18 protein-coding genes and 2 pseudogenes are annotated in these 23,825 nt (G+C 60.5%); 5 read left to right on the top strand and 15 right to left on the bottom strand.

Annotated features, from left to right (window positions below):
• Positions 1–127 precede the first annotated feature (127 nt).
• Entirely contained in the window at positions 128–1,399 is a 1,272-nt protein-coding gene (locus tag FBZ93_RS27890) for an acyl-CoA dehydrogenase family protein (RefSeq protein WP_208764068.1), read from the top strand.
• A gap of 105 nt (positions 1,400–1,504) precedes the next feature.
• Positions 1,505–2,875 (top strand): styrene monooxygenase/indole monooxygenase family protein, encoded by a 1,371-nt coding sequence (locus FBZ93_RS27885; RefSeq protein ID WP_146990316.1) that lies wholly within the window; start codon positions 1,505–1,507, stop codon positions 2,873–2,875.
• Between the two features lie 331 nt (positions 2,876–3,206).
• Here the strand turns inward: FBZ93_RS27885 and FBZ93_RS27880 are convergent, their stop codons facing one another.
• From FBZ93_RS27880 to FBZ93_RS27860, 5 genes are all read right to left on the bottom strand, one after another.
• Complete coding sequence (locus FBZ93_RS27880; protein ID WP_146990314.1) at positions 3,207–3,743, bottom strand: cupin domain-containing protein; 537 nt, start codon at positions 3,741–3,743, stop codon at positions 3,207–3,209.
• 14 nt (positions 3,744–3,757) lie between these two features.
• Positions 3,758–4,867: an alcohol dehydrogenase catalytic domain-containing protein gene (locus tag FBZ93_RS27875; protein ID WP_208764067.1), complete on the bottom strand. Its 1,110-nt coding sequence runs from the start codon at positions 4,865–4,867 to the stop codon at positions 3,758–3,760.
• 274 nt (positions 4,868–5,141) lie between these two features.
• Positions 5,142–5,894 carry an SDR family NAD(P)-dependent oxidoreductase gene (locus FBZ93_RS27870; protein WP_433995448.1) on the bottom strand — a complete coding sequence of 251 codons (753 nt, stop codon included), beginning with the start codon at positions 5,892–5,894 and terminating at the stop codon, positions 5,142–5,144.
• A complete protein-coding gene (locus tag FBZ93_RS27865) occupies positions 5,891–6,760 on the bottom strand; it encodes a fumarylacetoacetate hydrolase family protein (RefSeq protein ID WP_146990310.1) in 870 nt (289 codons plus the stop codon). The genes FBZ93_RS27870 and FBZ93_RS27865 overlap by 4 nt, the downstream gene beginning before the upstream one ends.
• Before the next feature lie 21 nt (positions 6,761–6,781).
• Positions 6,782–7,408 (bottom strand): fumarylacetoacetate hydrolase family protein, encoded by a 627-nt coding sequence (locus FBZ93_RS27860; protein WP_283810851.1) that lies wholly within the window; start codon positions 7,406–7,408, stop codon positions 6,782–6,784.
• Positions 7,409–8,447: 1,039 nt separating this feature from the next.
• Between FBZ93_RS27860 and FBZ93_RS27855 the strand changes: the two genes are divergently transcribed.
• Both FBZ93_RS27855 and FBZ93_RS27845 read left to right on the top strand, forming a co-directional pair.
• On the top strand, positions 8,448–9,377 hold the full coding sequence (locus FBZ93_RS27855) for a TauD/TfdA dioxygenase family protein (RefSeq protein WP_146990308.1): 930 nt from the start codon (positions 8,448–8,450) through the stop codon (positions 9,375–9,377).
• 490 nt (positions 9,378–9,867) lie between these two features.
• On the top strand, positions 9,868–10,515 hold the full coding sequence (locus FBZ93_RS27845; RefSeq protein WP_146990307.1) for a DUF938 domain-containing protein: 648 nt from the start codon (positions 9,868–9,870) through the stop codon (positions 10,513–10,515).
• 311 nt (positions 10,516–10,826) lie between these two features.
• Here FBZ93_RS27845 and cysN read toward each other — a convergent pair whose 3' ends face one another.
• Positions 10,827–12,713 (bottom strand): sulfate adenylyltransferase subunit CysN, encoded by a 1,887-nt coding sequence (gene cysN, locus FBZ93_RS27840; protein ID WP_146990305.1) that lies wholly within the window; start codon positions 12,711–12,713, stop codon positions 10,827–10,829.
• Positions 12,713–13,612, bottom strand: coding sequence for a sulfate adenylyltransferase subunit CysD (gene cysD, locus FBZ93_RS27835; protein WP_146990303.1), 900 nt, complete (start codon positions 13,610–13,612; stop codon positions 12,713–12,715). Before cysD ends, cysN begins: the two co-directional genes overlap by 1 nt.
• A gap of 581 nt (positions 13,613–14,193) precedes the next feature.
• Between cysD and FBZ93_RS27830 the strand changes: the two genes are divergently transcribed.
• Complete coding sequence (locus tag FBZ93_RS27830; RefSeq protein ID WP_146990301.1) at positions 14,194–14,448, top strand: hypothetical protein; 255 nt, start codon at positions 14,194–14,196, stop codon at positions 14,446–14,448.
• 278 nt (positions 14,449–14,726) lie between these two features.
• Here the strand turns inward: FBZ93_RS27830 and FBZ93_RS27825 are convergent, their stop codons facing one another.
• The 8 genes and pseudogenes from FBZ93_RS27825 to ccoG form a co-directional block, all read right to left on the bottom strand.
• Complete coding sequence (locus tag FBZ93_RS27825; protein WP_146990299.1) at positions 14,727–15,899, bottom strand: sulfotransferase family protein; 1,173 nt, start codon at positions 15,897–15,899, stop codon at positions 14,727–14,729.
• Positions 15,900–16,450: 551 nt separating this feature from the next.
• Positions 16,451–16,708: pseudogene (locus FBZ93_RS27820) on the bottom strand (transposase); the annotation flags it as partial.
• Positions 16,709–16,739: 31 nt separating this feature from the next.
• Complete coding sequence (locus FBZ93_RS27815) at positions 16,740–17,015, bottom strand: hypothetical protein (RefSeq protein WP_146990298.1); 276 nt, start codon at positions 17,013–17,015, stop codon at positions 16,740–16,742.
• Positions 17,016–17,471: 456 nt separating this feature from the next.
• Positions 17,472–17,761 (bottom strand): annotated as a pseudogene (locus tag FBZ93_RS27810) (SLOG family protein); the annotation flags it as partial.
• A 1,679-nt stretch (positions 17,762–19,440) separates the two neighbouring features.
• Complete coding sequence (ccoS, locus tag FBZ93_RS27800) at positions 19,441–19,608, bottom strand: cbb3-type cytochrome oxidase assembly protein CcoS (protein WP_146990294.1); 168 nt, start codon at positions 19,606–19,608, stop codon at positions 19,441–19,443.
• Positions 19,608–21,794 (bottom strand): heavy metal translocating P-type ATPase, encoded by a 2,187-nt coding sequence (locus FBZ93_RS27795; protein ID WP_146990292.1) that lies wholly within the window; start codon positions 21,792–21,794, stop codon positions 19,608–19,610. Before FBZ93_RS27795 ends, ccoS begins: the two co-directional genes overlap by 1 nt.
• A gap of 11 nt (positions 21,795–21,805) precedes the next feature.
• Positions 21,806–22,306, bottom strand: coding sequence for a FixH family protein (locus FBZ93_RS27790; RefSeq protein WP_146990291.1), 501 nt, complete (start codon positions 22,304–22,306; stop codon positions 21,806–21,808).
• Between the two features lie 15 nt (positions 22,307–22,321).
• Positions 22,322–23,779, bottom strand: coding sequence for a cytochrome c oxidase accessory protein CcoG (ccoG, locus tag FBZ93_RS27785; protein ID WP_146990289.1), 1,458 nt, complete (start codon positions 23,777–23,779; stop codon positions 22,322–22,324).
• Positions 23,780–23,825 lie beyond the last annotated feature (46 nt).

The following is a 23,825-nucleotide window of genomic DNA, read 5'->3' as shown; positions in this document are numbered from 1 at the left end:
TCGTGATGCCACTACCCAGTCAGACATCATAATGCGCGGCAGAAATTTTCTTCGTACGACGCGCCGCTCCGAACGTTCGTCTTCGATCCTGCGGAAATACAGTCTGGCCCTCAGCGGAGAGCCGACTATGCTTCGAGGCGACAGCATTGATCTCAAGATGAACGAAAGCGGCACCATGACCATTCACGTTGCGAGTCCCACCAAAAGCGATGACGAACTGCAAACGCGATTCGCTCCAATCTTCGAGAAGATCGCGGCAGGTGCGGTGGCGCGCGAACGAAGCCGCACGCTTCCGTTCGACGAAATCCAACTACTGAAGGACGCAGGCTTCGGCGCCCTCCGCGTACCGCTCGAGTTTGGCGGTCTCGGCGCAACGCCCCGTCAGACCTTCGACCTCCTCATCGGGCTTGCGGTCGCCGATTCCAACCTGCCCCAGGCCTTGAGGGCTCACTTCAACCTGGTCGAGGACTTGCGGCTGAACAAGGATGAGACGGTCAAGGCGCGGTGGCTCAAAGCCATCGCCAACGGCGCGCTGTTCGGCGTCGCAGTGACTGAACCCGGCGTTGGCGCAGTCGATCGCTACCGGACCGCCGTGACGTCGGAGGGAACCGCGCTGCGGCTCAATGGCACAAAGTATTATACGACTGGCACCCTCTATGCAGATCATCTAATCGTGGCGGCCGATCACGACGGCAAGCGAGTTACAGTTCTTGTCGACACCAGCCAGCCTGGCGTCGACGTTCAAGACGACTGGGATGGCTTCGGGCAGAGACTAACAGCGAGCGGCACGGCCGAATTCAAGGATGTAACGGTCCTTCCGGACCGCATTGTCGGCCCGGGCTATGGAACGGAAGGCCGCGTCTTCGGAACCGCTCATGTTCAGTTGATCCTGCTCGCGACCCTCGCAGGAATCGCAAAACGCGCCGCCATCGATACGACCGAATGGATCAAGGCGCGAACTCGCACCTTTTCTCACGCTGTCGCTGACCTGCCACGGAATGATCCCCTTGTGCAGCAGGTCATCGGGCAGCTTTTCAGCGCGGCATTCGGCGCACGAGCGACGGTCCTCGCCGCGGTCGACGAGCTCGCGCGGACTCTTGACGGTCGCCACCAAGACCCTCAGCAGCTCGACGCCTCGGAGCTCGCGGCAGCCGAGGCACAGGTGGTCGTCATCAAGCTGGTTCTCGACGCTGTGACTGCACTTTTCGAGGTCGGCGGAGCCTCTCTCAGTTCCGAGAAGCTCGCGATCGATCGGCACTGGCGCAATGCGCGCACCATCGCCTCCCACAATCCCGCGATCTTCAAGCTTCGCGCCATCGGCGCGCATGAGTTGAATGGCGAGACCCTGCCATATGCCTGGAGTGCCGGCGTCCGTCGGGCTGGGCAACACATCGGCTAATAGATCGCGCTCTCTACGACTTTACGCGGTGAGATGCGTGCGTGAGCCGCGCGCGACTTAGGGTCTCGCTTCTGAGCATAGCAATTCTTTCCTCCGGAGAGCCACGTGCCAAACACCAAACGGAAAGCCGCCATCGTGGGAGCGGGTCTCGCGGGGACCACGGCCGGGCTCGGCCTCGTCAACGCGGGATTTGACGTCACCATCTACAGCGATCGAGACCGCGCATCGTTGCGCGACGATATGCCCCCGACGGGGACTGCCGTCTACTTCGGCAACTCCCTCGAATACGATGCGGAGATTATTGAGAACCTCTACGATGTCGGAACCAGCACCGGGATGAGCGTTCGGATCTTCTCCGGCAGCGGAGAAACCCGAACGCCGGTCTTGGAGTTCGACCGCCCGTTCAACTACCGAGCTCAGGCGGTCGATACGCGGTTGCGAGCCGACGATCGGTTGGGTCGTTTCTTGGCGCGAGGGGGCCAATTCGTCGTGCGTACCGTTACGCCGGACGATCTGGACGCAATTGCCGCGCAGGTCGATCTCACGCTGGTCGCGACGGGCAAGGGCGGTTTGTCCTTGCTGTTCCCGGCTGACCCCGATCGCACTGTCTACGCGAAGCCGCAGCGGCAGCTGCTGCTCGCAACCTTCAAGGGACTCAATCGCGCCGATCATCAGTTCGCCTATCGCAGTTCGGACGGCGCCAGGCACAACTGGTTCACCATCCACGCTGATTTCGGTGAGACCTTTTTCGGCCCCTATCTGCACAAGGATGCCGGTGCCACACGGGCCTTCATCGGCTTCGCCAAGCCCGGCAGCCCGTGGGTCGACTTGTTCAAATCCGCGACCGATACCCAGAGCGCGCGCGACGCCGTGGTAAAGCTATTTGCGACATACTTCCCGGAAGACCTGGCGTTGGTCGCGCAGCTCGAACCCCTGCATGAGGACCCGCACTCGTGGTTTCTCGGCGCAGTCACCCCGACCGTTCGGCGTGCTGTTGCCCGGACGAAAAATGGACACCCTGTTGCCGCGATCGGCGATGCCGCAGTTTCCTTTGATCCGATCGGCGGTCAAGGAGCGCAAAATGCGGTGATTCAATCCGTACTGCTGATTAGGGCGCTCAGGGAGCACAAGGGCAAGATCACCTACGAGTGGCTGTGGGATCAATTCAATACGCACTGGGACCATCGCGCCGAGGCCGCAACGGAAGTGACCCGACTGTTCCTGGGTGACGAGAAATATGCTGCGCATGCCGAACTGCTGTTCCCTGCCGCCGCAGTCAACGCAAAGATTGGAAGCGCGTTCTTCGATTTTCTCTCAGAGCCACGGCCACTGCTTGGAATCCAAACTCGAGAACAGATAGGGAAGTTCATTTCGGATCTAGCGGGTGAGACGGCCGAGACTGTCCTGGCGAGATTCAAGGCACCAAAGCAATTTGCGCAAGCTAAGGCCGGCGATCGTTCGCTTGTCTCGACATGAGCGACTACCTCGCGCGGATCGGAGTGCTTGGCGACAGATGAATCGCGCGATCTTTTCCGCGGGCGTGCTCCCTCTTCGCCAAGCTGGCGCAGCTATATTGTGGGTTTATGGCGCGCACGGCGGGCGATCGCATTTTCTGCGATTTCAATGTTTTACGGGGATGGACAAAGAGTTTAGGTACGTTTCCAGCCTATAGGTGCTCTCGAAGGCGCCCGCCAGCAGAAACAAGGCGGGCGCGGCCGTCCGCCTATTTTCGGCTCTGGACCTTTCTAAGAAGGTCCGGCTGGGAACCCCAGCGGCCGCGCCTCACGGTCTGGCGCTACTCGGCACCTCAAGCATTCCGACGGCGCGCTCCGATCAGAACGAAAATCAGTGTTGCGGGACGGCTTCCACCGTTCCGCCAGGCGTGGCGCGTACCGTTCTGAACAACGATGTCGCCCGGCTGGAGCGCAACGGCCTTTCCATCGTCGAGTTCGAGCGTGATCTCGCCGTCCATGAGGATGCCGTAGTCCACGGTGTCGGTCGTGTGCATCCCCGGACTCTCCGGCTCGAATTGCTCCGCAAGTCCCGGCAGCCGGGACATATATTCCGCGCCCGCAGCGGCCGGGTCGAAGTCAGACGACGTCATCACAGAATCGGGTGGAAAGGTGACCTTCATCAGCTTCGTCCCCCCAGCGTCCGGCAGCACGGTCCTTCCGCCGGCTGCGACATTGCTCCCATCCCATGGCACCGATGGAGTCGCCAACGTGCCCCAGATCAGTGTGGGATCGAAGCCGGGCACTGATACGAACGGCTTCGCGGGAATCGACTGGTCCAGTCCGACGGAAGACTTTCCGTTCCGATGAGCAGTAACAATCAGACGCGCCATTTTCTGTCTCCCGTCTATTCGTGGACGATCACAACGTTGGTGAAGCCGCCGTTCCTGTGATCGACCGCTTCAAGTGCCTTGGATATGTCGCGCAGCGGGTATCGCTGGTGTTCGAAGACCGAGAGATTCAGCGTCCCTGCTGCAGCCATCTCGACCATGTCCTGCCCTTCGGCGACATCGAACCACAAGGAGCCGATGACGCTGATCTGGAAGCACATCAGCCTGAACATCTCCAACGGAAGCGGCTCGGACATCCCCCCGATGTCGACCATCCGTCCCCCGCGTCTCAATGCGTTGATGCCAACGAGCGAGGTCGAACTGGGCGCGCCAGGCCCGACGGCGTCGATGAAGATGTCGGCCCCCAGGCCGTCGGTGTGCTCGCGCACCAACTCATCCAGCGGACGATCGCCGGCCGAAATTGCTTCAATCCGGGACGGCGCGATCGCGCGCAGGCGCCCGAGCAGATTCTTGTCGCGCGCGACACCGAAGATTTTGGTGACGCCCATTCCTAATGCGAGAATTACGGCACCTAGCCCCAGAGTACCTGTAGCGCCACTGACGATGACACTCGTTCCGGCGCGAGCCCCCGCCTTCCTCAGGGCGGAGTACGCGGTCCCGAGATATCCAAGACGGGCGGCCGCTTCATACGACACCGATTCCGGAAGCTTCACCAACGATGACGCCGGCGCAGTCATGTACTCGGCGAAGCCGGCCGAGGGATAATCAACGAAGACCTGGCTCGAACGCGGACCGAAGCCGAAGTAGCCGAGGAACGTGTAGGCGTCGCAATTAATCGGCTGCCCGCACCGGCACGCGTGGCAGGATCCACACGATATGCCGGGATTGACGTACACCCGGTCGCCGCTCTTGATCGACTTGACCTGGCTGCCCACCTCGACCACCTCTCCCGAGGCATCCAGGCCGTAGATGGCAGGCAATGGCGGCAGCGGCAGGAAGGGGAACCATTCCGCGTAGTGCGCCATGACGTTCTTCATGTTCGGGATGATCCCGCACGCCTTGACCTTGACCAAGACGTCGTTGGGGCGCGGCTTCGGGACGGCGATTTCGTCGATCGAGAACTTGGTACCCACCTGGTGCAGGCGGGCGGCTTTCATAGTGGTCATAGAATTCCTCCCTGAGGCAGTTGCAAAAACGCAATGCGGAGCCCAACGCCGAACCGGAGTGCTTGGCGCGTGAGCCGCTTATTGATGCGAACGTTCGAGCTGGTCACCGGCTGAACCGATGACGTCCCAGGTCAACCTGTTTCGGTGCTAATGATCATTGGTTTCCTCCATGCGCTCTTCGGCGCTTTTTGATTGGGTCGATTATCCAGGCGCCCGTCCCCGGTCACAATGGCTTCATGACAACTGTTCGCAGTGCGAACATGTCGGAGGTCGCTCAATACGTTGCGCGGCCGCCCGAGAGGTCGAATACCGCGCCCGTGCTGAACGAGCACTCCTCGCTCGCGAGCCAGCAGACGAGCGAAGTCGCCTCTTCGATCGTGCCGAACCGCCCGAGCGGAATCTTCGACAGCATGAACTCGATGTGCTGAGGCTTCATCTGATCGAACAGAGGCGTCTTGATCGCCGCCGGCGTGATACAGTTGACGCGGATTCCGGTCGCTGCGGTCTCCTTGCCGAGCGACTTGGTCAGCGCGATCACCGCCGCCTTCGAAGCGCTATAGGCCGACGCGTTCGGATTGCCTTCCTTCCCCGCCACGGAAGCGACGTTGACAATGCGACCGTAGCCACCCCTATCCATCGCGCGGACGGCGGCGCGGTTGCAGTAGAAGGCCCCGTGGACGTTGACGTCGAAGACCTTGCGCCAATCCTCGCCCGCGTAATCTTTCACGGCGCCGTTCGGGCCCGTGATGCCCGCGCTGGCGACCAGAATGTCAAGCCGCCCGCCCAACTCGTCGATGCTCTGCCGCATGGCGGCATCGACAGCGTTTTCTGCCGTGATGTCGACAGATTGCGTGTTCGTCGCACGAGCTTCCGCCGCTGCCGTAGCGAGGGCAGAGGCGTTCAGGTCCCACATGGAGACGCGGGCGCCCTCGGCCACCAACCGACGCGCGACGTCGCGGCCAATGCCGGACGCCGCGCCGGTTACGACGGCCGTTCGTCCCTTGAACCTTCCGCTGTAGACAGTCACGTTCGCAGCCCCGCAGCGGGAGACCATTCGCGGACGTGCTGGCGCTGCGTTCCGAGCCCCCCGATGCGAAGCGTCATGACGTCGCCCGGCTTGAGGTAGATTGCAGCGGGCTTTTTGCCCATGCCCACGCCCGGTGGCGTCCCGGTCGCAATGATATCGCCGGGCATCAGCGTCATGAAGCGGCTGACGTAGCTGACGATCTCCGCGCAGTCGAAGATCATCGTTTTGGTGTTACCCGCCTGCATGCGCTGTCCGTTGACGTCGAGCCAGAGGTCGAGCGCCTGTGGATCGGAAACCTCGTCCGTCGTCACCAGCCACGGTCCGACGGGCCCGAAGCTGTCGCAGCCCTTCCCCTTGTCCCAAGTGCCGCCGCGTTCCATCTGGTACTCGCGCTCGCTGACGTCGTTCACGACGCAGTAGCCTGCGACATGGGCTAGTGCATCAGCGCGCTCGACGTAGGAAGCTCGGGCGCCGATCACGATCCCGAGTTCGACCTCCCAGTCCGACTTCTCAGAACCTTTTGGCAGCACGACGTTGTCGTTCGGCCCACTGAGCGAGGTGATCGCTTTCTGAAAAACGATGGGCTCGGAGGGTAACGGAAGGTTGGCCTCCGCGGCATGATCGGCATAGTTGAGACCGATCGCGATAAACTTTCCGACGCCTGCGATCGGCACGCCCAAACGCGGCTCGCCGGCGACGAGCGGCAGCGTGGATGGAGCGATCGCAGCGATCTTTTGCAGCACGGGACGCGACAGGTTGCCGGGGGTGACGTCGGCGATGACATCCGACAAGTCGCGCAGGCGTCCCTGATCGTCGACGAGTCCCGGCTTTTCGGCGCCGGGATTGCCGAATCTGACGAGCTTCATTCGGTGTTCCTTTGGGTGTGTCTAGGTGAACCGGGCCGAGACGGTGCCAAGACCTGCGATGTTGGCCTCAAATACGTCGCCCGGGTTCACCGGCACCATCGGGCCGAGCGCTCCGGAGAGCACGACGTCGCCGGCGCGCAGCGGCCGCTTGCGGCGGGCAAGCTCACTGGCGAGCCAGGCCGTCGCGTTGAGCGGATTGCCGAGACAGGCCGCGCCGGTCCCCTTCGAGACGATTTCGTCCTTCCGGGTCATCTGCATCTGGAGGGCGCGCAGGTCCAAGCCATCCAACCGCCGGACTGGACCTCCCAGAACGAAGAGGCCCGACGACGCGTTGTCGGCGACGGTATCAACGATTCCGATATCCCAATTGGTGATGCGGCTGCCGACGATCTCAAGGGCGGGCATTGCGTAGGCCACTGCCCGCACCACGTCGGCCACCGTGGGCGTTTCGACCTCGACGTCGCGATCGAGATGGAAGGCCACCTCCGCCTCGATCTTCGGCTGAAGAACACGCCCCGTCGCAACGGGCTCGTCTTCGCCCACGATCATGTCGGCGAAGAGGACACCGAAGTCGGGGCGATCGACCCCGAGTTGCTTCTGCACCGCACGCTCGTGATTGAGCCTACACCAACCAGTGCATACGACAATAAAATGAAACCGATCACTATAACATTCCGGTTTCGTTCAGTGTAATACGTGGATACTTGGTTGCGCACGAACCATGGATAATTGCAGGATCGAATCCTTCATCGGAACGACTTGGCTGGTCCCCTTCGGCGACATGCGGCGGCTATCCTATCGTCGGATAGAGCGACACGGTACGGTGAGCAAACCTAAGAGGGGGCAAGCGCCTCCCGCCATGTGCGTTTCGACGACCTTCGTCCACGACTTGGCGAGAAGGCCGTCGGCCAGGAATTTCAGAATTTCACCGCCATTCTTGATCAACGGATCGCCGACTGCTTCGAGGTGTTCGTTCAACCATCGGATCTTCGCGATCTGTAAGCCTTGTGAACCCGGTCGCGAGAACGACTGCGGCGTGGATGATCCCGCCTTGACCGTGGACGATCTCGCCGGCCAGCACCTTCGCGCCGGTCATACGCCCGAGATAGCTGTCGAGCGACCGTGTGGCAGTCACGAGCAGAATTTGCCGATAGGTCGCAAGACCGAGCACAGGAACGATGTCGCGAAAGCACGCCAGATCGTCCCGAAAACCGCCCTCACTAGAAGGGGACTGTGCTCAGCTCCCCTTCCCTCAACCCGCAGCTGGCGCACGAGTTCGCCAAGTCAGCCGCCAAAATAGCGCGACACAGCTCTCACCAAAACAATACCTCGCGTGGACCGTTGTTCGTGTACCGACAGCAGCAATGTCATGTCGGATTCAAAACACCGCGCGCACAAGGGGGAGGGACCTTTAACGCATGGTCGGTCGCTTTAGCGTGCCTAGCAGCATTGGCATGGTCATTGCTTTCGCATCAGCAATAGCAATTTAGTGGCTGAGAGCATGCAGAGGCACCAAATCAGCAATGTTCAGCCGCGATCGGTGCGCGGCTGATCTTACCTCCCTCGAAGCACACCAACGGGGCCGAGTGCGGCGAACCTCGACAATTCCCGATCGTGCGTTCGCCTATTCGCGTCGCGGCTGAATACGTTGTCGCCGAAAAGAATCCTGAAGTTGGAAGATGCCACCATGAGCGAAGCCGCTTTGATCGATAATATCATTCCGTATAGCGACGTCGTCAAACGCACCGCGCGCATCGGTGCTGAGATCAGCAATATCAAGCTCTCGGGCGATTTGCCGAGCCAGACGATTGCTGCAATCAACAGCTTGCTACTCGTACACAAGGTGATCTTTTTCCGCGATCAGGATCACCTCGACGACCCCGAGCAGGAACGCTTTGCTATTCGTTTGGGAACGCTTGTTCCGCATCCGACGCTCGGTACCACCAAGGGAATGGCGTCAATCATCGAACTCGACTCCGCCCGCGGAGGTAGCCGGGCTGATGTGTGGCACGCGGATGGAACCTTCACTGCTGCCTATCCCAAAATTTCGGTGCTGCGGGCCATTGTGATCCCACCGTTTGGCGGCGATACGATCTGGTCGAACACCGCGGCCACTTACCTGGATCTGCCGCTGCCGCTGCAACGGCTTGCCGACGAACTCTGGGCAATCCACACCAACGCCTTCGATTACGAAGGAACGGCACGTGTCCGCGAAGTCGACAAGAAACATTTTGATGAGATCTTTACGAGAACCATCTTTGAGACCGAGCATCCCGTCGTGCGCGTCCATCCGGAGACCGGCGAGCGCGCGCTGGTGCTCGGCGATGTGGTGCAGCGTTTTGTTGACATCCCTAAACGTGATGGCCAGAAGCTGTTCGATCTACTCCAGTCCCACATCACGGCACCCGAAAACACCGTGCGCTGGAACTGGAAGGAGGGCGATGTCGCGATCTGGGACAACCGCGCAACACAGCATTATGCGGTCAATGATTACGGCGACCAGCATCGCGTCATGCGTCGCGCCACAATCGAAGGTGATGTGCCTGTCAGTGTCGACGGCCGGAGCAGTGTGACACGCCTCAAGGTGACCAAGCAGCCGCCCATGGAGGTCACCTAGCACCACTCGAATCCACGGAAAGGTCACTGGGCAGATTCTACCTTGGCGCGCGTTCGCTGCTTTCTAAATCCGCAGATCAAGCGGCCCGCGCGGCGAAACAAAATTCTACCCTTAATCGCCGCCGCCGACCTCGTCAGCCGCCTTGGACTAGCCAGCTTGGAACAGACTGAATTCCACCGCGCGTACGGAGCTTGGCGGCGCGGGAGCTTTCGAGAGAGGGCGTTTGGTCTGCCCGAGCTCAAGGGGGATCCGGTGCATTAGCCGGCGGGTGTGAACGTCGACCACCGGGAAGGGCTCGTCCATCAGGACGATTCTCTTGTCAATCGCGACACGCTTTCCGCTCCGCCGGACCGCCGACGCCGATAACGCTCCATAGATCCCCTTCAGGCCGACCGTGGCGGGCGAGCCGAGCCTGGCACACCCCTCCTAACTTGTCCTGAAAGACAAGTCCGAGCCATGTCTTTCGCCATAGAGGCAAAGGAGTACGCGATTGTCCGACGACAGACCCAATATCGATCCGTATCCTCTCAGCCCTTATGTCGCCTGGGCGGGCAACCGCAATAGGGACGCTATCCTGAAAACGTTCGAAGAGTTCTTTCCTACGAGGGGTGACGCGCTCGAAGTAGCGACTGGTGCCGGATTACATATCAACTACCTCGCGCCGCATTTTCCGAACGTTCGGTTTCAGCCTTCCGATTACGATCAAGGTGTCTTCGAGACAATCAAAAGGAAGCGCCTCGAAGGCGATAACAATAACATTGCTGATCCCGTTCTGATCGATCTCACGGTTCCCTCAACCTGGCCGGATGCCCACGAGCAGCTCTACGACGTCATCTTCGTCATCAACATCTTCCATGTTGCTCCCGTCTCGATCGCCGACGGCATTGCTGCGCTTGGCGCAAAGCTCCTGAAACCATCCGGCTTCATCGCAATCTATGGTCCCTTTAAACTTGACGGAAAATACACCACGCCGTCGAACGAGGCATTCGACAGGGAGATTCGAGCGGCTGGCGTGCCCGAATGGGGTCTCAAAGACGTGCGGGATATTGAAAGGGAGGCCAGGAAGCATGGGCTGGCGCTGAAACGGCAATTGGATTTGCCGGCCAGTAACTTCATTCTGCTCTTCGGTAGATCCTGAGCAGCGGCTCAGCCTCTCCAGTGGATGGAACGGCAACTCCCGCCATTTCGTACTCATGGCACCTTCTAGACCTACCGAGTGCCAACGCTTGGCGATGAATGACTACCGGCTGTGAGTTCGCGACGAGCACAGGGCATGCAAGGCCCAGGCGTGCCAATCGTTCCGACCAGACTCACTACCCCATGTTAGCGCGCTTCATTGGCAAGGCCCCCCCACCTGCCGTCCAGTTCGGTTCAGCATCGGCGGCACCCTTGGCGCAAGGCCCGAACGATTGCGCTGGATGCTCTGGCAATGATGGTAATCGGCAGATCCTAGTAGTTATCGACGATTGCACGCGCTATCAAGACCTCGACCACGGCTTCCGCTAGTTGCTCGGGCGTTTGCCCTGTTGTCCTGAGATGAATTTCGGGTCTTAGCGGTATTTCGTAGGGCGCATCGATGCCAGTGACGTTCTTGATCTCTCCAGACCTCGCCTTGGAATAGAGACCCTTGGGATCGCGCCGCGCGCATTCGTCGATCGACGTGTCAACAAAGATCTCGAGGAACTCCTCCTTAGCAACAAGGTTCCGCACCATGTCTCGCTGGGCAATGTAGGGCGAGACGAACGAGCAAATCACGATCAGACCGCTATCCACCATCAACTTGGCGACTTCACCGACTCGACGAATATTTTCGGCACGATCGGGCTCGCTGAAGCCGAGGTCCGCGCTTAGTCCGTGCCGCACGTTGTCGCCATCCAGCAGCATGGTGTGGTACGCCATAGTGAACAGCTTTTGGTCGACTATGTTGGCGATTGTCGACTTTCCCGAGCCGGATAGGCCCGTGAACCAGATGATACAAGCCTTTTGATTCTTGAGCGCGGCGCGCTCGTTCCTACTCACTGAAAGGGGGTGCCAAGCGATATTGGTGGGCCGCCGCAGAGGATATGCGATCATCCCGGCGCCGATCGTCCGATTCGTATAGCGGTCGATGACGATGAACGATCCGGTCTCGCGATTGATCTCGTAAGGATCGAACGCCATCGGCAGCGCCGTCGAAATATGGCAGAAGCCGATCTCATTCAGACCAAGCGTTTTAGCTACGAGATGCTCACGGGTGTTGACGTCGATCCGATGCTTGATTGCGGTCACGCTGGCGGCTACGGTCTGCGTTCCAATGCGCAGGATGTAATTGCGTCCGGCAACGAGCGGGGCCTCATCCATCCAGATCAGATGCGCGGCGAACTGGCCGGATACCTGTGGCCGCTCGGTCGGGCGCGCCAGGAGAGCGCCACGGCCGATATCGATCTCGTCTTCGAGCGAAATGGTGATGGCATCGCCCGCCTCGGCGCGGACAAGGTCGCCGTCATGGGTCACGATCCGCTTGATGCGCGTGGTCTGTCCAGACGTTGCGACAACGACCTCGTCCCCTGCCGAGATACTCCCGGTAACTACCGATCCGGCGTAGCCCCGGAAGTCCAAATTGGGCCGGTTCACCCACTGGACCGGAAAGCGGAAAGGCTGGATCACGGCGTTAGACTGGATATCGATGCTCTCCAAGTAATCGAGCACGCAGGGACCATCATACCACTCAAAGTTGCCGGAGCGGCTAGCGACGTTGTCGCCGTAGCGGGCGGAGATCGGAATCGGAACGATCGAGGTAAAGCGAAGACTGGCGGAAAAGGCGATATAGTCCTCGACGATCCGGTCGAAAATCTCCTTCTTGTACTTGATGAGGTCGATCTTGTTCACAGCCAGCACAATATTGCGGATACCGAGCAGCGAACAAATGAAAGAGTGACGCTTTGTCTGCACCAGGACACCCTTGCGCGCGTCGACCAGGATGATGGCGAGCTGGGCATTCGAGGCACCCGTCGCCATGTTACGGGTGTATTGCTCGTGGCCGGGTGTGTCGAGCACCATGAACGAGCGGCGCGGCGTGGTAAAGAAGCGATGGGCCACATCGATCGTGATACCTTGCTCTCGCTCTGCCTCGAGTCCGTCGACTAGCAACGCAAAATCGACGTCATTACCGTTCGTGCCGTGCCTGGCGCTATCGTGTGCCAGCGCCGTCAGCTGATCCTCGTAAATTATCTTGCTGTCATGCAGAAGCCGGCCAATCAGCGTCGATTTTCCGTCGTCCACCGAACCGCAAGTGATGAAACGAAGTTGGTCCTTTGTTCTGGCCGGGACAAGTTCGACAGCCGCTTTGGGCGTCATCAGAAGTAGCCTTCCCGCTTCTTCTTCTCCATCGAAGCGGCTTCATCACCATCAATCAAGCGTCCCTGGCGCTCCGATACCGTCGCGGTCTGCATCTCAGCGACGATGTCCTCGATCGTAACCGCGTTGGAGTTGATGGCCCCGCTCAATGGATAGCATCCCAGGGTTCGAAAACGGATCATCCGCATCTGCGGCGTCTCGTCGGACTTAAGCGGCAGTCGCTTGTCGTCGACCATAATGGTTGCGCCATTCCGGAGGACCACAGGCCTTTGCTTTGCAAAGTAGAGTGGGACGACCGGGATCTTCTCGAGCATGATGTATTCCCAGACATCGAGCTCGGTCCAGTTCGACATAGCGAACACGCGCATAGTTTCGCCTTGGCGGATTCGCGTATTGAACAGATTCCATAGCTCCGGACGCTGGTCTCGCGGATCCCACACATGTCCGGCCGAACGGAAGGAGAAGATCCGTTCTTTCGCACGGCTCTTTTCTTCGTCACGTCGTGCCCCACCCAAGGCAGCGTCGAACCGATAGAGGTCGAGCGCCTGTTTCAAAGCATCTGTCTTCATCACCTGAGTATGAAGGAGTGAACCGGACTCGACTGGATTGATCCCGCGCTCGACGCCATCCTTGTTCACGTGAACGATCAGGTCCACGTCGAGCCGCTTAGCTGCTTCATCCCGGAAGCTAATCATCTCGCGGAACTTCCACGTCGTGTCGACGTGAAGCAAGGGAAAGGGCAACTTGGCCGGGAAGAATGCCTTCATTGCAATGTGCAGCATGACGCTTGAGTCTTTTCCGATCGAATAGAGCATGACCGGCTTTCTAAACTCGGCGACTACGTCACGCATTATCGCGATCGATTCAGCTTCGAGGCGGTGCAGATGTTTAGGCAACATTTGGTTGTTATTCGATGCGGATTTTGTTTGAGTTCGTCAGGTGCCGTTTGATGCGGGCTTCTCTTGATCGGCGAAGTGAGCGTTGCCGTGCGGGGTTTGCCATAGCTTGTCAACAGTCCAGACGACCCGGGATAAGCACCGCGTGAAAATGCGGCCAGCCCACAAGGATTGGCAGCATCGTTCTGGCGCATGGCTCGACACGCCGCTTGTAGGTGCCGATTACTCAAAGGTAAAGCTCCCGAATAATTTAATGCATAGACGCTCCAGCGAAGGACGATTCCGACAAGTGCGGCACCCTGGCTAGTTCAGGACGATGCCGCGTTCCGCTGCGATGAGGTTGCATCGTTCATCAAGGCGTTGAGCGATCACGACGATCTCAATCATCGACAGGCCAAAGGATGATCAGGATTCATCCAGATCAAAAATGTGTTCTATCAAGACAATCGATTTTACCAGCTCTAGCGAATAGCGGATAGCAAACGTTGGTTTAGACGGCTCAGGAGTATCCGGATGACGATTGTCCTTCACTCTGGCTTCGAAAAACATTCTCTGGTGCACACCGAGCATCACTAGGAGGCGCGATGTTGGCGCTCATTTTGGCGAGCGGTATCTGCGGATTGCTGCTGGGACGCTATTTCAAGGTCTATGTATGCTTCCCTACAATCCTGATTTTGATCCCGGCAGCCTATTTTATCGGGGACGGTCTGACGGGCGCAATTCTGACCTTCGTCTTAAGTTCCACTGCTACGCAGTTGTGTTACCTGATCGGCGCGGCGAGCGACCTCATCATTGAACGCTTCCGATCTCAAACGTCTCGAACCGAAGATTTCATCTAACGGGTGCAACGCGCGCCGCGCGAGAGCCGGATGCTTGTGGTGGAACGTCCGCCCTTTTTGCAGCATAGCGCCGGGAAATATGCCGCATCGGCCCAGCTAACTGTAAGAAGTGAAAGGGAGGCCCCGGCTCGCTACAGACGTTCCGGTGCGAATGAAGACTCGAGCCGCACGCCCATTGCGGCCACACTCTTCGGCGTAGCCGCATCGCGCCAGCTCAACCGAGGTCTGCTTAAGCCGCACAACGTCACCAGCAACGTTGAGACGGTCGTGTCACGCGACTAGTGTCCAAGCCACGAATCGTGACCGCCTTTCGCAACCCTCAATGCCTGTTCCAACTGCTCCGCCATGGAGTTCATCAACCGCAAATGCTCTTCCGTCTTCTCAGCCAGTCGTTGCGCCTCGGAAACTGAGGAGCTCTCTCCAGCTTGCTGACCAATGCCATTTGGTTCACGCGCGTGAGTGGAGACGCCGAACGACGCGCCTCCCGTACCGCCGCGCAGATCCCAGCAGGTTCGAAACAGTTGACGATACGCCTCGGTTACTGCCGGGCCCCGATCGACAGTCCCGACTTGCTCTGCGTACCGAAGGTCCTGCTCATAACCGAGCTCTATCAAGAGCTCGGTGCCGATCAGATCGGTTACCACCTGCATCTCTTCGGTGCTCAATGCGGTTCGCCAAGCCTGGACTGAACGATCATCGATTGCCTTTTTCTCGAGGATCTTTCGATCCCCAAAGGTACTTGACCGGAAAATGTCGGCTTGCTCCACTTTGGCCGATGCCGCGTCCGCAGGATCATGGCCTAGTCCTGCGATAACACGCCGGATTTCCTCGTCGGGGCGCGTCACCAGGAGCTCGTACTGCACCACTTGCGTCTGGCGGCGGCCACGCAGCGCAGCGAGCGTCGGCAGGCCCAGAACGAGATCAGCCAGGCAGGATACGACAGCAGGCGTGGGCAAGCCCCGCGCGAGATCGGTAAGACAGGATGCGATCGCAGACGGGCAGCTTGCGGATAGGAGCGGAATGTCCCACGTCGATTTCAGTGATGCGGCAATCGCGTAGGGATTACGCATTATGAGGATTCGTGGCGCTTCCGGATAAATCGAATCCAAGAAATCGAGCACCATCCAATAGCGCGGAGTCTTGTCTATGAACGTGCGCTTGCTCGCGGCTGTCAAATATTGGCCGTAAGCCGCATCGGCAAGAGCTCGGCTAACGACAGCGCGATCTATCCGGTCCATGAATTCGGAAGTAGCGGCCTCGACCAGTGAGCTTCCCGCTGGGTGACGATGGTCCACCGTGCCAAATGCCTCAAGTGCCAGCATCAGCCAGGGCTCAGGTGGGGACATAATATCTGGATGTCGCTGGAGCAGATGCGCCAGGAGCGTCGTGCCCGACCGAGGAAGGCCAAGAAGAAAGCCGACCGTAGGCGAATAGCTAAGATCTCTACTCATGATACCACGCCCCTTTGCCTGCAAAAGGTGATCAGCTGCCCGAGGGACGTCACTCGAAGGAACGCGGCAGCGCTGTTCCTCCCGCCAACGTCACATGAAAAGTGCTTCACCTGCACCTTGTGGCCGCAAGAATGAAATTCGATCCACCTGCTCACAGAAGCCTTTTTTTGACGCTGCGGTCGGCAGCTTCATCTCATGTGAAGTTGAGGGCCGGCTCAATTTGTACGAAGATAGGCGACCAATATAGAAAGGCTTGCGAATACTATACGGAGGTTTACCGGAGCACACACCGTTATCATATAGGCGCACGTTCTGGTCACCTCACGAGCCGATCGAGCCGCAGGATTGAACGTCCTAGCAAAGCAGCAGGCGGCGCACAGAATTGATCTATCGCACTGGTCACGCAGAAGCACTCACTTGATTCGCTCGCCAACCAAACAATATTGACGCAAGGCGAATGGTCGAAGTCCGCTCTAACAACAACGACGTCTGCGCCGCAAAGGCGGCCCCGAAAGCCGTCGAGCCGGTCCGCTTTAGCCGCAGTCACCATTCTTTTCTAACAGGTCCTTCAGCGCCGCATACTCCAGCATGGCGTCGGCCAGCAGCCGCCTCAAGCGCGTGTTCTCATCCTCCAGCCTCTTCAACTGCTTGGCTTCTGTCATTTCCATCCCACCGAACTTCGCCTTCCATTTGTAAATGCAGGCATCGCTGACGCCGTGCTTGCGGCACAGATCAGCGATCGAAGCGCCGGCCCCGTGCTCCCTCAAGATCTCGAGGATCTGCGCTTCCGAAAAGCGGCTGCACTTCATGTTCTGGTGCTCGTCTGGGCCAGGACGAACTTCATACTGGGTCAAGCCCGCGTAAGGTCAGGCACCTTCTTTCCAGCGCGCTGGTCGTCGGATTGATAATCCGAATACAGGTGAAATCATCAGCCTCTCCGCTGTAGACGTCAGCAATATGGTTTGGGTCGCCGTCGAGTTCATAAGTCACACTCAGGTATATCGGCAGGACAAATGACGAGGATGGCTTCCATTCCAAAGTCTCCTCCTTGACTAGGAACTGCCGATACGTCAGCGAAATTGGACCAGACGCCGGCAAGGAGCGCGGCTTGGTCACCCTCATCCCCTGTAGTTGCATCCAGCCGCGGGTCTGGCGCATGGCCGCGCGGCGGGTTCCTAACGCTTGGCATTGAGATCCTTTGAGGTGGTCCGCGCCACGGAGGTTATGACGGACGCACAGGTTAGCGGCGGCGGCACCGCTCGCGTCGCAAGCGAAACTGAAAGCCAATCTGCTTAGGTCTGGTCGGTGCCGTTCAGCCAGATGAAGTTCGCCAACGGTCTCCGACGGGCCATCGCGTGTGGATACTGAGCCGATCAGCGACTCCACAATGGCCCCCTGTCGAGGCCACTCATCTTACTGAGCCTAAGACTTGGGACATTCGTACTCTTTTGTTGCTCGTTAGCCGCCGGCTCGAGAGCCTACAACTTGACGCTACGTGCGATTCAACCCTTTTGAGACCTCCTCGCGCACATATTTCTAAATTCGCCTGTCATATGCGGGCGGAGAGCTTGCTCACGCCCCAACATTGCCGAACGTCCAGACCGGATCCCGAGTTCCGTCGTCTTGTCGGCGAGGTTGTCCTGGATTCCGGTATCCGGGAAGTGCACGACGCCGATCGGCATGACCGCCAGCGTGGCATCGCCCTACTTGAACGGAGCGGCGGTGGCATACGCGGTCGGTTTGAAGGCAATCTGCGGGACCGCCCATTTTGCAGCGCTCGATTGAGCGCCTTTCAGCGAGGCGCCGTGGAGCAGAATCACGTCGTGATGTTTCGCGTCGACCTTGTCGAGCCGATCCCGGATGGCGAAACGTTATTGAGAAGTCTCGCGAAGATCATCGCTGCACCGAATGTCCAGTGGTTGACGACGGCCTCCGCAGCGCGTTTGCCCAAGGCCACCACCCCCTAGGTCTTCGGCTCAATCGGCATCGCTTGATGGCTTAGCCATGCAGCGGAATCCGGACGGAGGTCCCGATCGGCCCTCATGGTGCGCGAGGGGGCGCGAGGGGTCGACGCCGGACGACCGAGACGCTGCGCGGCTCGGCTCGGCAAGAGCCCGGTGCGGCGCCAAGCGCACGCGCAAAAGAGCATCAACCGAAGCAGCTCAAGCTCGTGGAAGCTGGACCTCATCTCTGGTCTTTGCCAGAGCGTCGTAAATTCTGATCTGAAGCATAGGAAAGCGTTTCTTTAGCTCCTCCGCTCCTGCCCAAGCTGTATCTCTGCTCGCAAATTCGGTTTTCAATCGGCCATCGACCTCGAGCGCATAGCCAGAAGCAGGCGGTCCACGTGTGGGGGCGACCATTTTGTTCCTTTCGCAGGTTAGTCTGATCGATGACCACTGCTTAGCCTGAGTCGCCCGGATCGAGCCAGCAGGTCGGTGACTGGCATCTTCTACGAGATCGGAGATGCAGCGAGAAAGTCGATGTCGGAAGTCCGGCCAGAATTCGTACAAACACCGCCTAGGAAACCATTTGCGCCCACCGAATAGGAGACGAGCTAAGGCTTGCCATCGGCGCTTTTAGCGGCGCAGAGCGCCCGCATCCGACAGGCGATTGCATTGCTATCGACGCTGTTCCAGGCACCCTCGAGAAAGTTGCGAGGCGCTTTTGCCGCTGGTCAGCCCCTGTAAGGTTCGGCTGAGTGCCACTCTTCTCGGAAGGACGACCAATAATCACCCCGACGAACCAATGCGCGATCCGCTCGGTCAATCGTAAGGACTTTCTCCTGGCCTCGCTCCTCGCCGTACGCCGTAACCCGCCTCATGACAGAATCAGCTGCGTTGCCGGAGCATAAGCGGCTCCGGTCGATGCACGATTCGCGTTCAACGAGTACCCTCTCTACTTCGGCGAGCTTCGCCTTCCAAAATAGACGACCGCAATAGCGCGACGTGAAGCGTTCATCGGCCGCTACTGCCGACGGCGCGGTAGGCGGACTGGAAGCGGAACGAACAGACCGTACATACCCCCCACCCAATCTAGCCCCGTTTGATTACGCGCCGAGTTAAGCGGTTTCATTCATGCACGTCGGAACTTATAGTTTCGGCTACAGGCGATGCCATCCAAGTCGCTGCAAGGTTGAGCTACATCAACGGTGTCGACCTCCCTATGTGCGACGATCGGGCCGTCGCTCATCAAGCAATCGAACCGCATGCGACGAGCATTCACCTCATGGCTTCGCCCGCTAGCCCTTTTGGGATGGCGGGATATCGCGTCGGCATCGTTCGACTGCGTGATCGAGCTTGCCGTGATCGATGACAAGCGACGTCCACTGGGCTTCCCTGTGTCCGGCGCGCGGAGGGATGGTTCGATTTAGACACGATGCACCCCGTAGCGGCAGCGCCGACACACCGGCGTTGCTGGCAGCCGGACGTGCTGCCGAAGAGCTGCTGCTGACTGTGGCGCGGATTGCCTCCATCAGCAGGTTGGTCTCTCCTGGTCTTGCGGCGCGGACCATCGCATCCGCGGCTTTACTGGCGTATTTCCACTACTTCGACCGGCCGTGATCGCTGACGGGCTCGTCATCGGCGATGGCGCGCCAGGCTGCGCCGTCGAGATCGTCATACTGCCCGCTCTTGAGCGACCAGAGAAAGCCGAGCAGGCCTAGAAAGCCCAGCGCGAGCGCCAGCGGCACCAGAATGACCAGAACCTCCATCAGGCTGCCTCCCTTGCGCGCGCCCTCAACGCGTTGAGCATCACGATGACCGACGAACCCGACATCGCGGCCGCGGCGATCAGCGGGGTAACCAGGCCGGCGATCGCGATCGGCACGGCCAGCACATTGTAGACCACCGCAAGCCAGAGATTCTGCCGCATCAGCCGCAGCGCCTTACGCGACACCTTGACCGCCGACAGCACCGGCGCGAGGCGCTCGCCGAGGAAAACCGCATCGGCAACCGCCTGGCTCATATGCGTGGCCGTAGCGGGCGACATCGAGGCGTGCGCCGCGGCCAGCGCCGGCGCATCGTTCAAGCCGTCGCCGACCATCAGCACCTTGCAGCCCTGGCGTGCCAATTCCTCGATCCGGGCAATCTTGTCGACCGGAGAGACCCCGGCCCGCCATTCATGCACGCCAAGCTGCGTTGCGGCGAGCCGGACTGCGGGCTCTCGATCCCCCGACACGATCTCGACGGCAACGCCCATGCGCGCCAATCCTGCCACGACATCGGCGGCGTCCGGGCGCAGCCGCTGCCGGACCGCAAAGACGTATCTGCTCCCGCCATGGCTGAATGCGACAACCGAAGCTTCGGGATCGCGGCACAGGATCTCGTTGGCGAGGCCGTCGGCGCCGCAGAATGACGGACGGCCCAGGCGAATCGGATGCCCGTCGCAAAAGCCGTGAACACCCTGCCCCGGCTCTTCCTGGATGTCCGGCAGCGGCGAGGCCGCTGCCGCCTTGCGCGCAATGGCGGCAGCAACCGGGTGACGGCTCGACAGCGCCAACCGGCCCGCGAGGCGCAGGACGTCGTCGGGAATCTCCGCGCAATTGGCGACATCGAGCTCGGGCAGTGTCAACGTTCCCGTCTTGTCGAAGATCACACGGTCGATCTCGGCGATCCGCTCGATCGCATCGCCGGCATTGAGCAGCACGCCGGAACCAAACAGCGCGCCGGACGCAACGGTCTGCACGGCCGGAATGGCCAGGCCCAGCGCGCAGGGACAGGTGATGATCAGGACCGCGATCGCGGTCACGATCGAGTCATGAAGGCCCGCGCCATAGGCCAGCCAGCCCAGCATCGTCAGGAATGCGGTCGCGTGCACCACCGGGGCGTAAAGCCTCGAGGCACGCTCGGCCAGGCGGGGGTAGCGCGAGCGTGCCTGCAGCGCATGATCCAGCAGGCGGGATATCTCGTCGAGCAGCGTGCCGCCCGCGGCCGCGGAGGCGCGGATGCGCAATGTACCGGAACGAACCAGCGTACCGGCGAACACGGCACTGCCAGGCGTGACCATGACCGGCAACGTCTCGCCCGTGATGAGGCTCTGATCGATCTCCGAGCGCCCCTCGATCACGCTGCCATCGACCGCGCAGCGCTCGCCGGGCCGCAGCAGCACGATATCGCCGGACCGGATCGCCGCCGCCGGAACCGTTCCGATCTCGGTTGGACTGATGAACTTCGTCGCGGTCTCCGCCTTCAGCGCCGCGAGGTTGCCAGCAAACGCGCGGGTACGCCGCCGCATGTTCTGATCGAGATAGCGGCCGGCGAGCAGGAAGGCGATCAGCATGATCGCGGCGTCGAAATAAGCATGCTCGGCGTGATTGACGGTCTCGATCACGGACGTCACCAGCGCAAGCACGATGCCGATGCTGATCGGTACGTCCATGTTGACGCCGCGCGCCCGCAGCGCCGACAGTGCCGACGAAAAGAAAGGCTGCGCCGAATAGGCCGCCGCCGGCAGCACGATCAGCGCCGACAGCCAGTGGAAGAAGTCGCGCTGCTCCGGCAACATGTCCGAGACGTTGCCGGACCACACCGGGATCGACAGCATCATGACGTTCATCGCGGCAAAGGCGGCGACGCCCAGCCGGCGCAACAGGCCCTGGGCTCGCTGCGCCTCCAGCGTTTCGGCATCATCGCGCTCGAACGGATAGGCCTTGTAGCCGAGCTCGGCGAGCCGGCTCACGAACAGCGCCGGATCGATTGTGCCCGCCTTCCATTCCAGCGCCAGGCGGCTGTCGGTCAGGTTCACGCGAGCCGAGGTGACGTCGGGAATGGTCGATAGATTGCGCTCGATCTTGGCCATGCAGCCGGCGCAATTGATGCCCTCGACCGCGAGATCGAGATGGATAAGCCCGCCGCCCGCGCGCTTCAGATAATGGGAGAAATCGATATCCGCCTGCATGCCGGTCACTCTCAGTTCAGCAACACGCGATTTCTGGACAGGAACATCCGGCGACCATCGGCGTCGCCCTCGATCACGAGGTCCCACTGCCCCGGAGCGACGCCGTCGACGCGGCCGCGATAGCTTCCGGCACCGGCTTCACTGACCTCGATCGGCCGATCGGCGCGACGATCGATCGGCCGTTCGAGGCGTGCCAGGATATTCATTCCCGTAAGCGGCGCGCCGGCGTGATCGCGCACCTCGAGCAGGACAGCGGCCGCGCCATCCGGCCGTCGGTCGACGTGCGCCTGCACCTGCCAGCCGCGCTCATTCTGCTGCCGCGCAGCCGCGATCTCGCGCTGATAGGCGAGGCTGGCGCTGTAGGCGCTATCGACCTCGGTGCCCGGCAGCGTCGTGATGGCAAGGCGCATCATGACCATGTTCACGCCGATGACGACGGCGAAGAACGCGATCGTCGTAATCAGGACGAAGCGTCCGGTGATGGGTCGCGGGGCTGGACTTGAGGCCGCCATGATCAGATTCCGCCGTTATGGGAGGACGAAGTGGTCGGTAGCGGACGCGACTTCTCCGAGACCGATGTCAGTGATACGGAATGTGACCGGCACCGACTTTTCCGCCTTTTCGTCGAACGGTGCCATCACCAGCACGCGCGCTTCGGTGGTGGCGTCCCGGGCGAGGACGATCGACGGCCGGTCCGGCGTCACGGCGTCCACGCCGATGACGTGCAGCTTGGCATCGGCCGGACCGTCGACATCGATCGCGATCACGCGATCAAAGGCGCGCTTGTTGAGGAAGCGCAGCGTGTACCCGTTGCGGATCGCCCCGTCGCTGAGGCGCACTGCGATCGGGTTGCGGTCGTGCAGCACGTTAACGTCGAGCAGCGTCCGCGACATCAACGCGTAGACCATCATCGCGCAGACCGCGGTGATCAGGCCGGCATAGACGACCGTTCGCGCGCGAACCGGCTTGAATATCTCTCCCTTGCCGGCAACACGGCGCTGAACATTGACGTCGTTGTCGTATCCGATCAGGCCGGTCTTGCGGCCGACCTTGGTCATGACGGCGTCGCAGGCATCGATGCACAGGCCGCACTGGATGCAACCGAGCTGCGCGCCATCGCGGATGTCGATCCCGGTCGGACACACGGCGACGCACTGGTTGCAGTCGATGCAATCGCCGGCATTCTTACCCAGCGCGCGAATGTCGAATGCCTTCTTCACGGAGCAACGCGGCTCGCCGCGATCATATTTGTAGGTGACGTTGAGCGCCAATTCGTCGGTGAGCGCCGCCTGGATCCGCGGCCATGGGCACATATAGACACAGACCTGCTCGCGCATGTAGCCGGCCAGCAAATAGGTCGACGCGGTCAGCATCCCGATCCAGACATAGGCGATGGCCGGCGCCTGAAGGGTGGCCAGGTCGCGCACCAGGGTCGGCGCATCGGCGAAATAGAGCACCCAGGCGCCGCCGGTCCACCACGCGATCATCAGCCAGATCGCGTGCTTCAGCACACGGCGGCCGGCGCGCCCTGCGGTCATCGGCCCGGCATCGGCCTTGATCTGGGCGCGGCGGTCGCCTTCGACCAGGCGCTCGACCGCGTAGAACAGATCGGTCCACACCGTCTGCGGGCAGAGATAGCCGCACCAGATCCGGCCGCCCAGCGCGTTCATCAGGAACAAGGAGAGCGCCGCCAGCACCAGAAGGCCGGTAAAGTAGTAGATTTCCTGCGGCCACAGCTCGATGAAGAAGAAATAGAAGCGGTGGTTCGGAAAATCGATCAGCACCGCCTGGTCGGGCGCGCCGAGGCCGCGATTCCAGCGCGCGAAGGGCAGCAAGTAGTAGACGCCGAGGCACAGGACCATCAGCCGCCATTTGATCGAGCGAAACCGGCCGGAGACGCTCTGCGGGTATAACTTCCTGCGGGGCGCATAGAGCGGCCCGTCTTCGTCGGTTATGAGGTCATCAGGTGACACGGGCTTGTTCATGGGTCGCTCGAATGAGGCTCTTGCAAGAGCCTACAATCCCGCGCCG

The organism is Bradyrhizobium macuxiense, from assembly GCF_007993935.1.
GTDB lineage: Bacteria > Pseudomonadota > Alphaproteobacteria > Rhizobiales > Xanthobacteraceae > Bradyrhizobium > Bradyrhizobium macuxiense_A.
The sequence above is the reverse complement of the archived record's forward strand: the minus strand, read 5'-3'. Positions and strand labels throughout refer to the sequence as shown.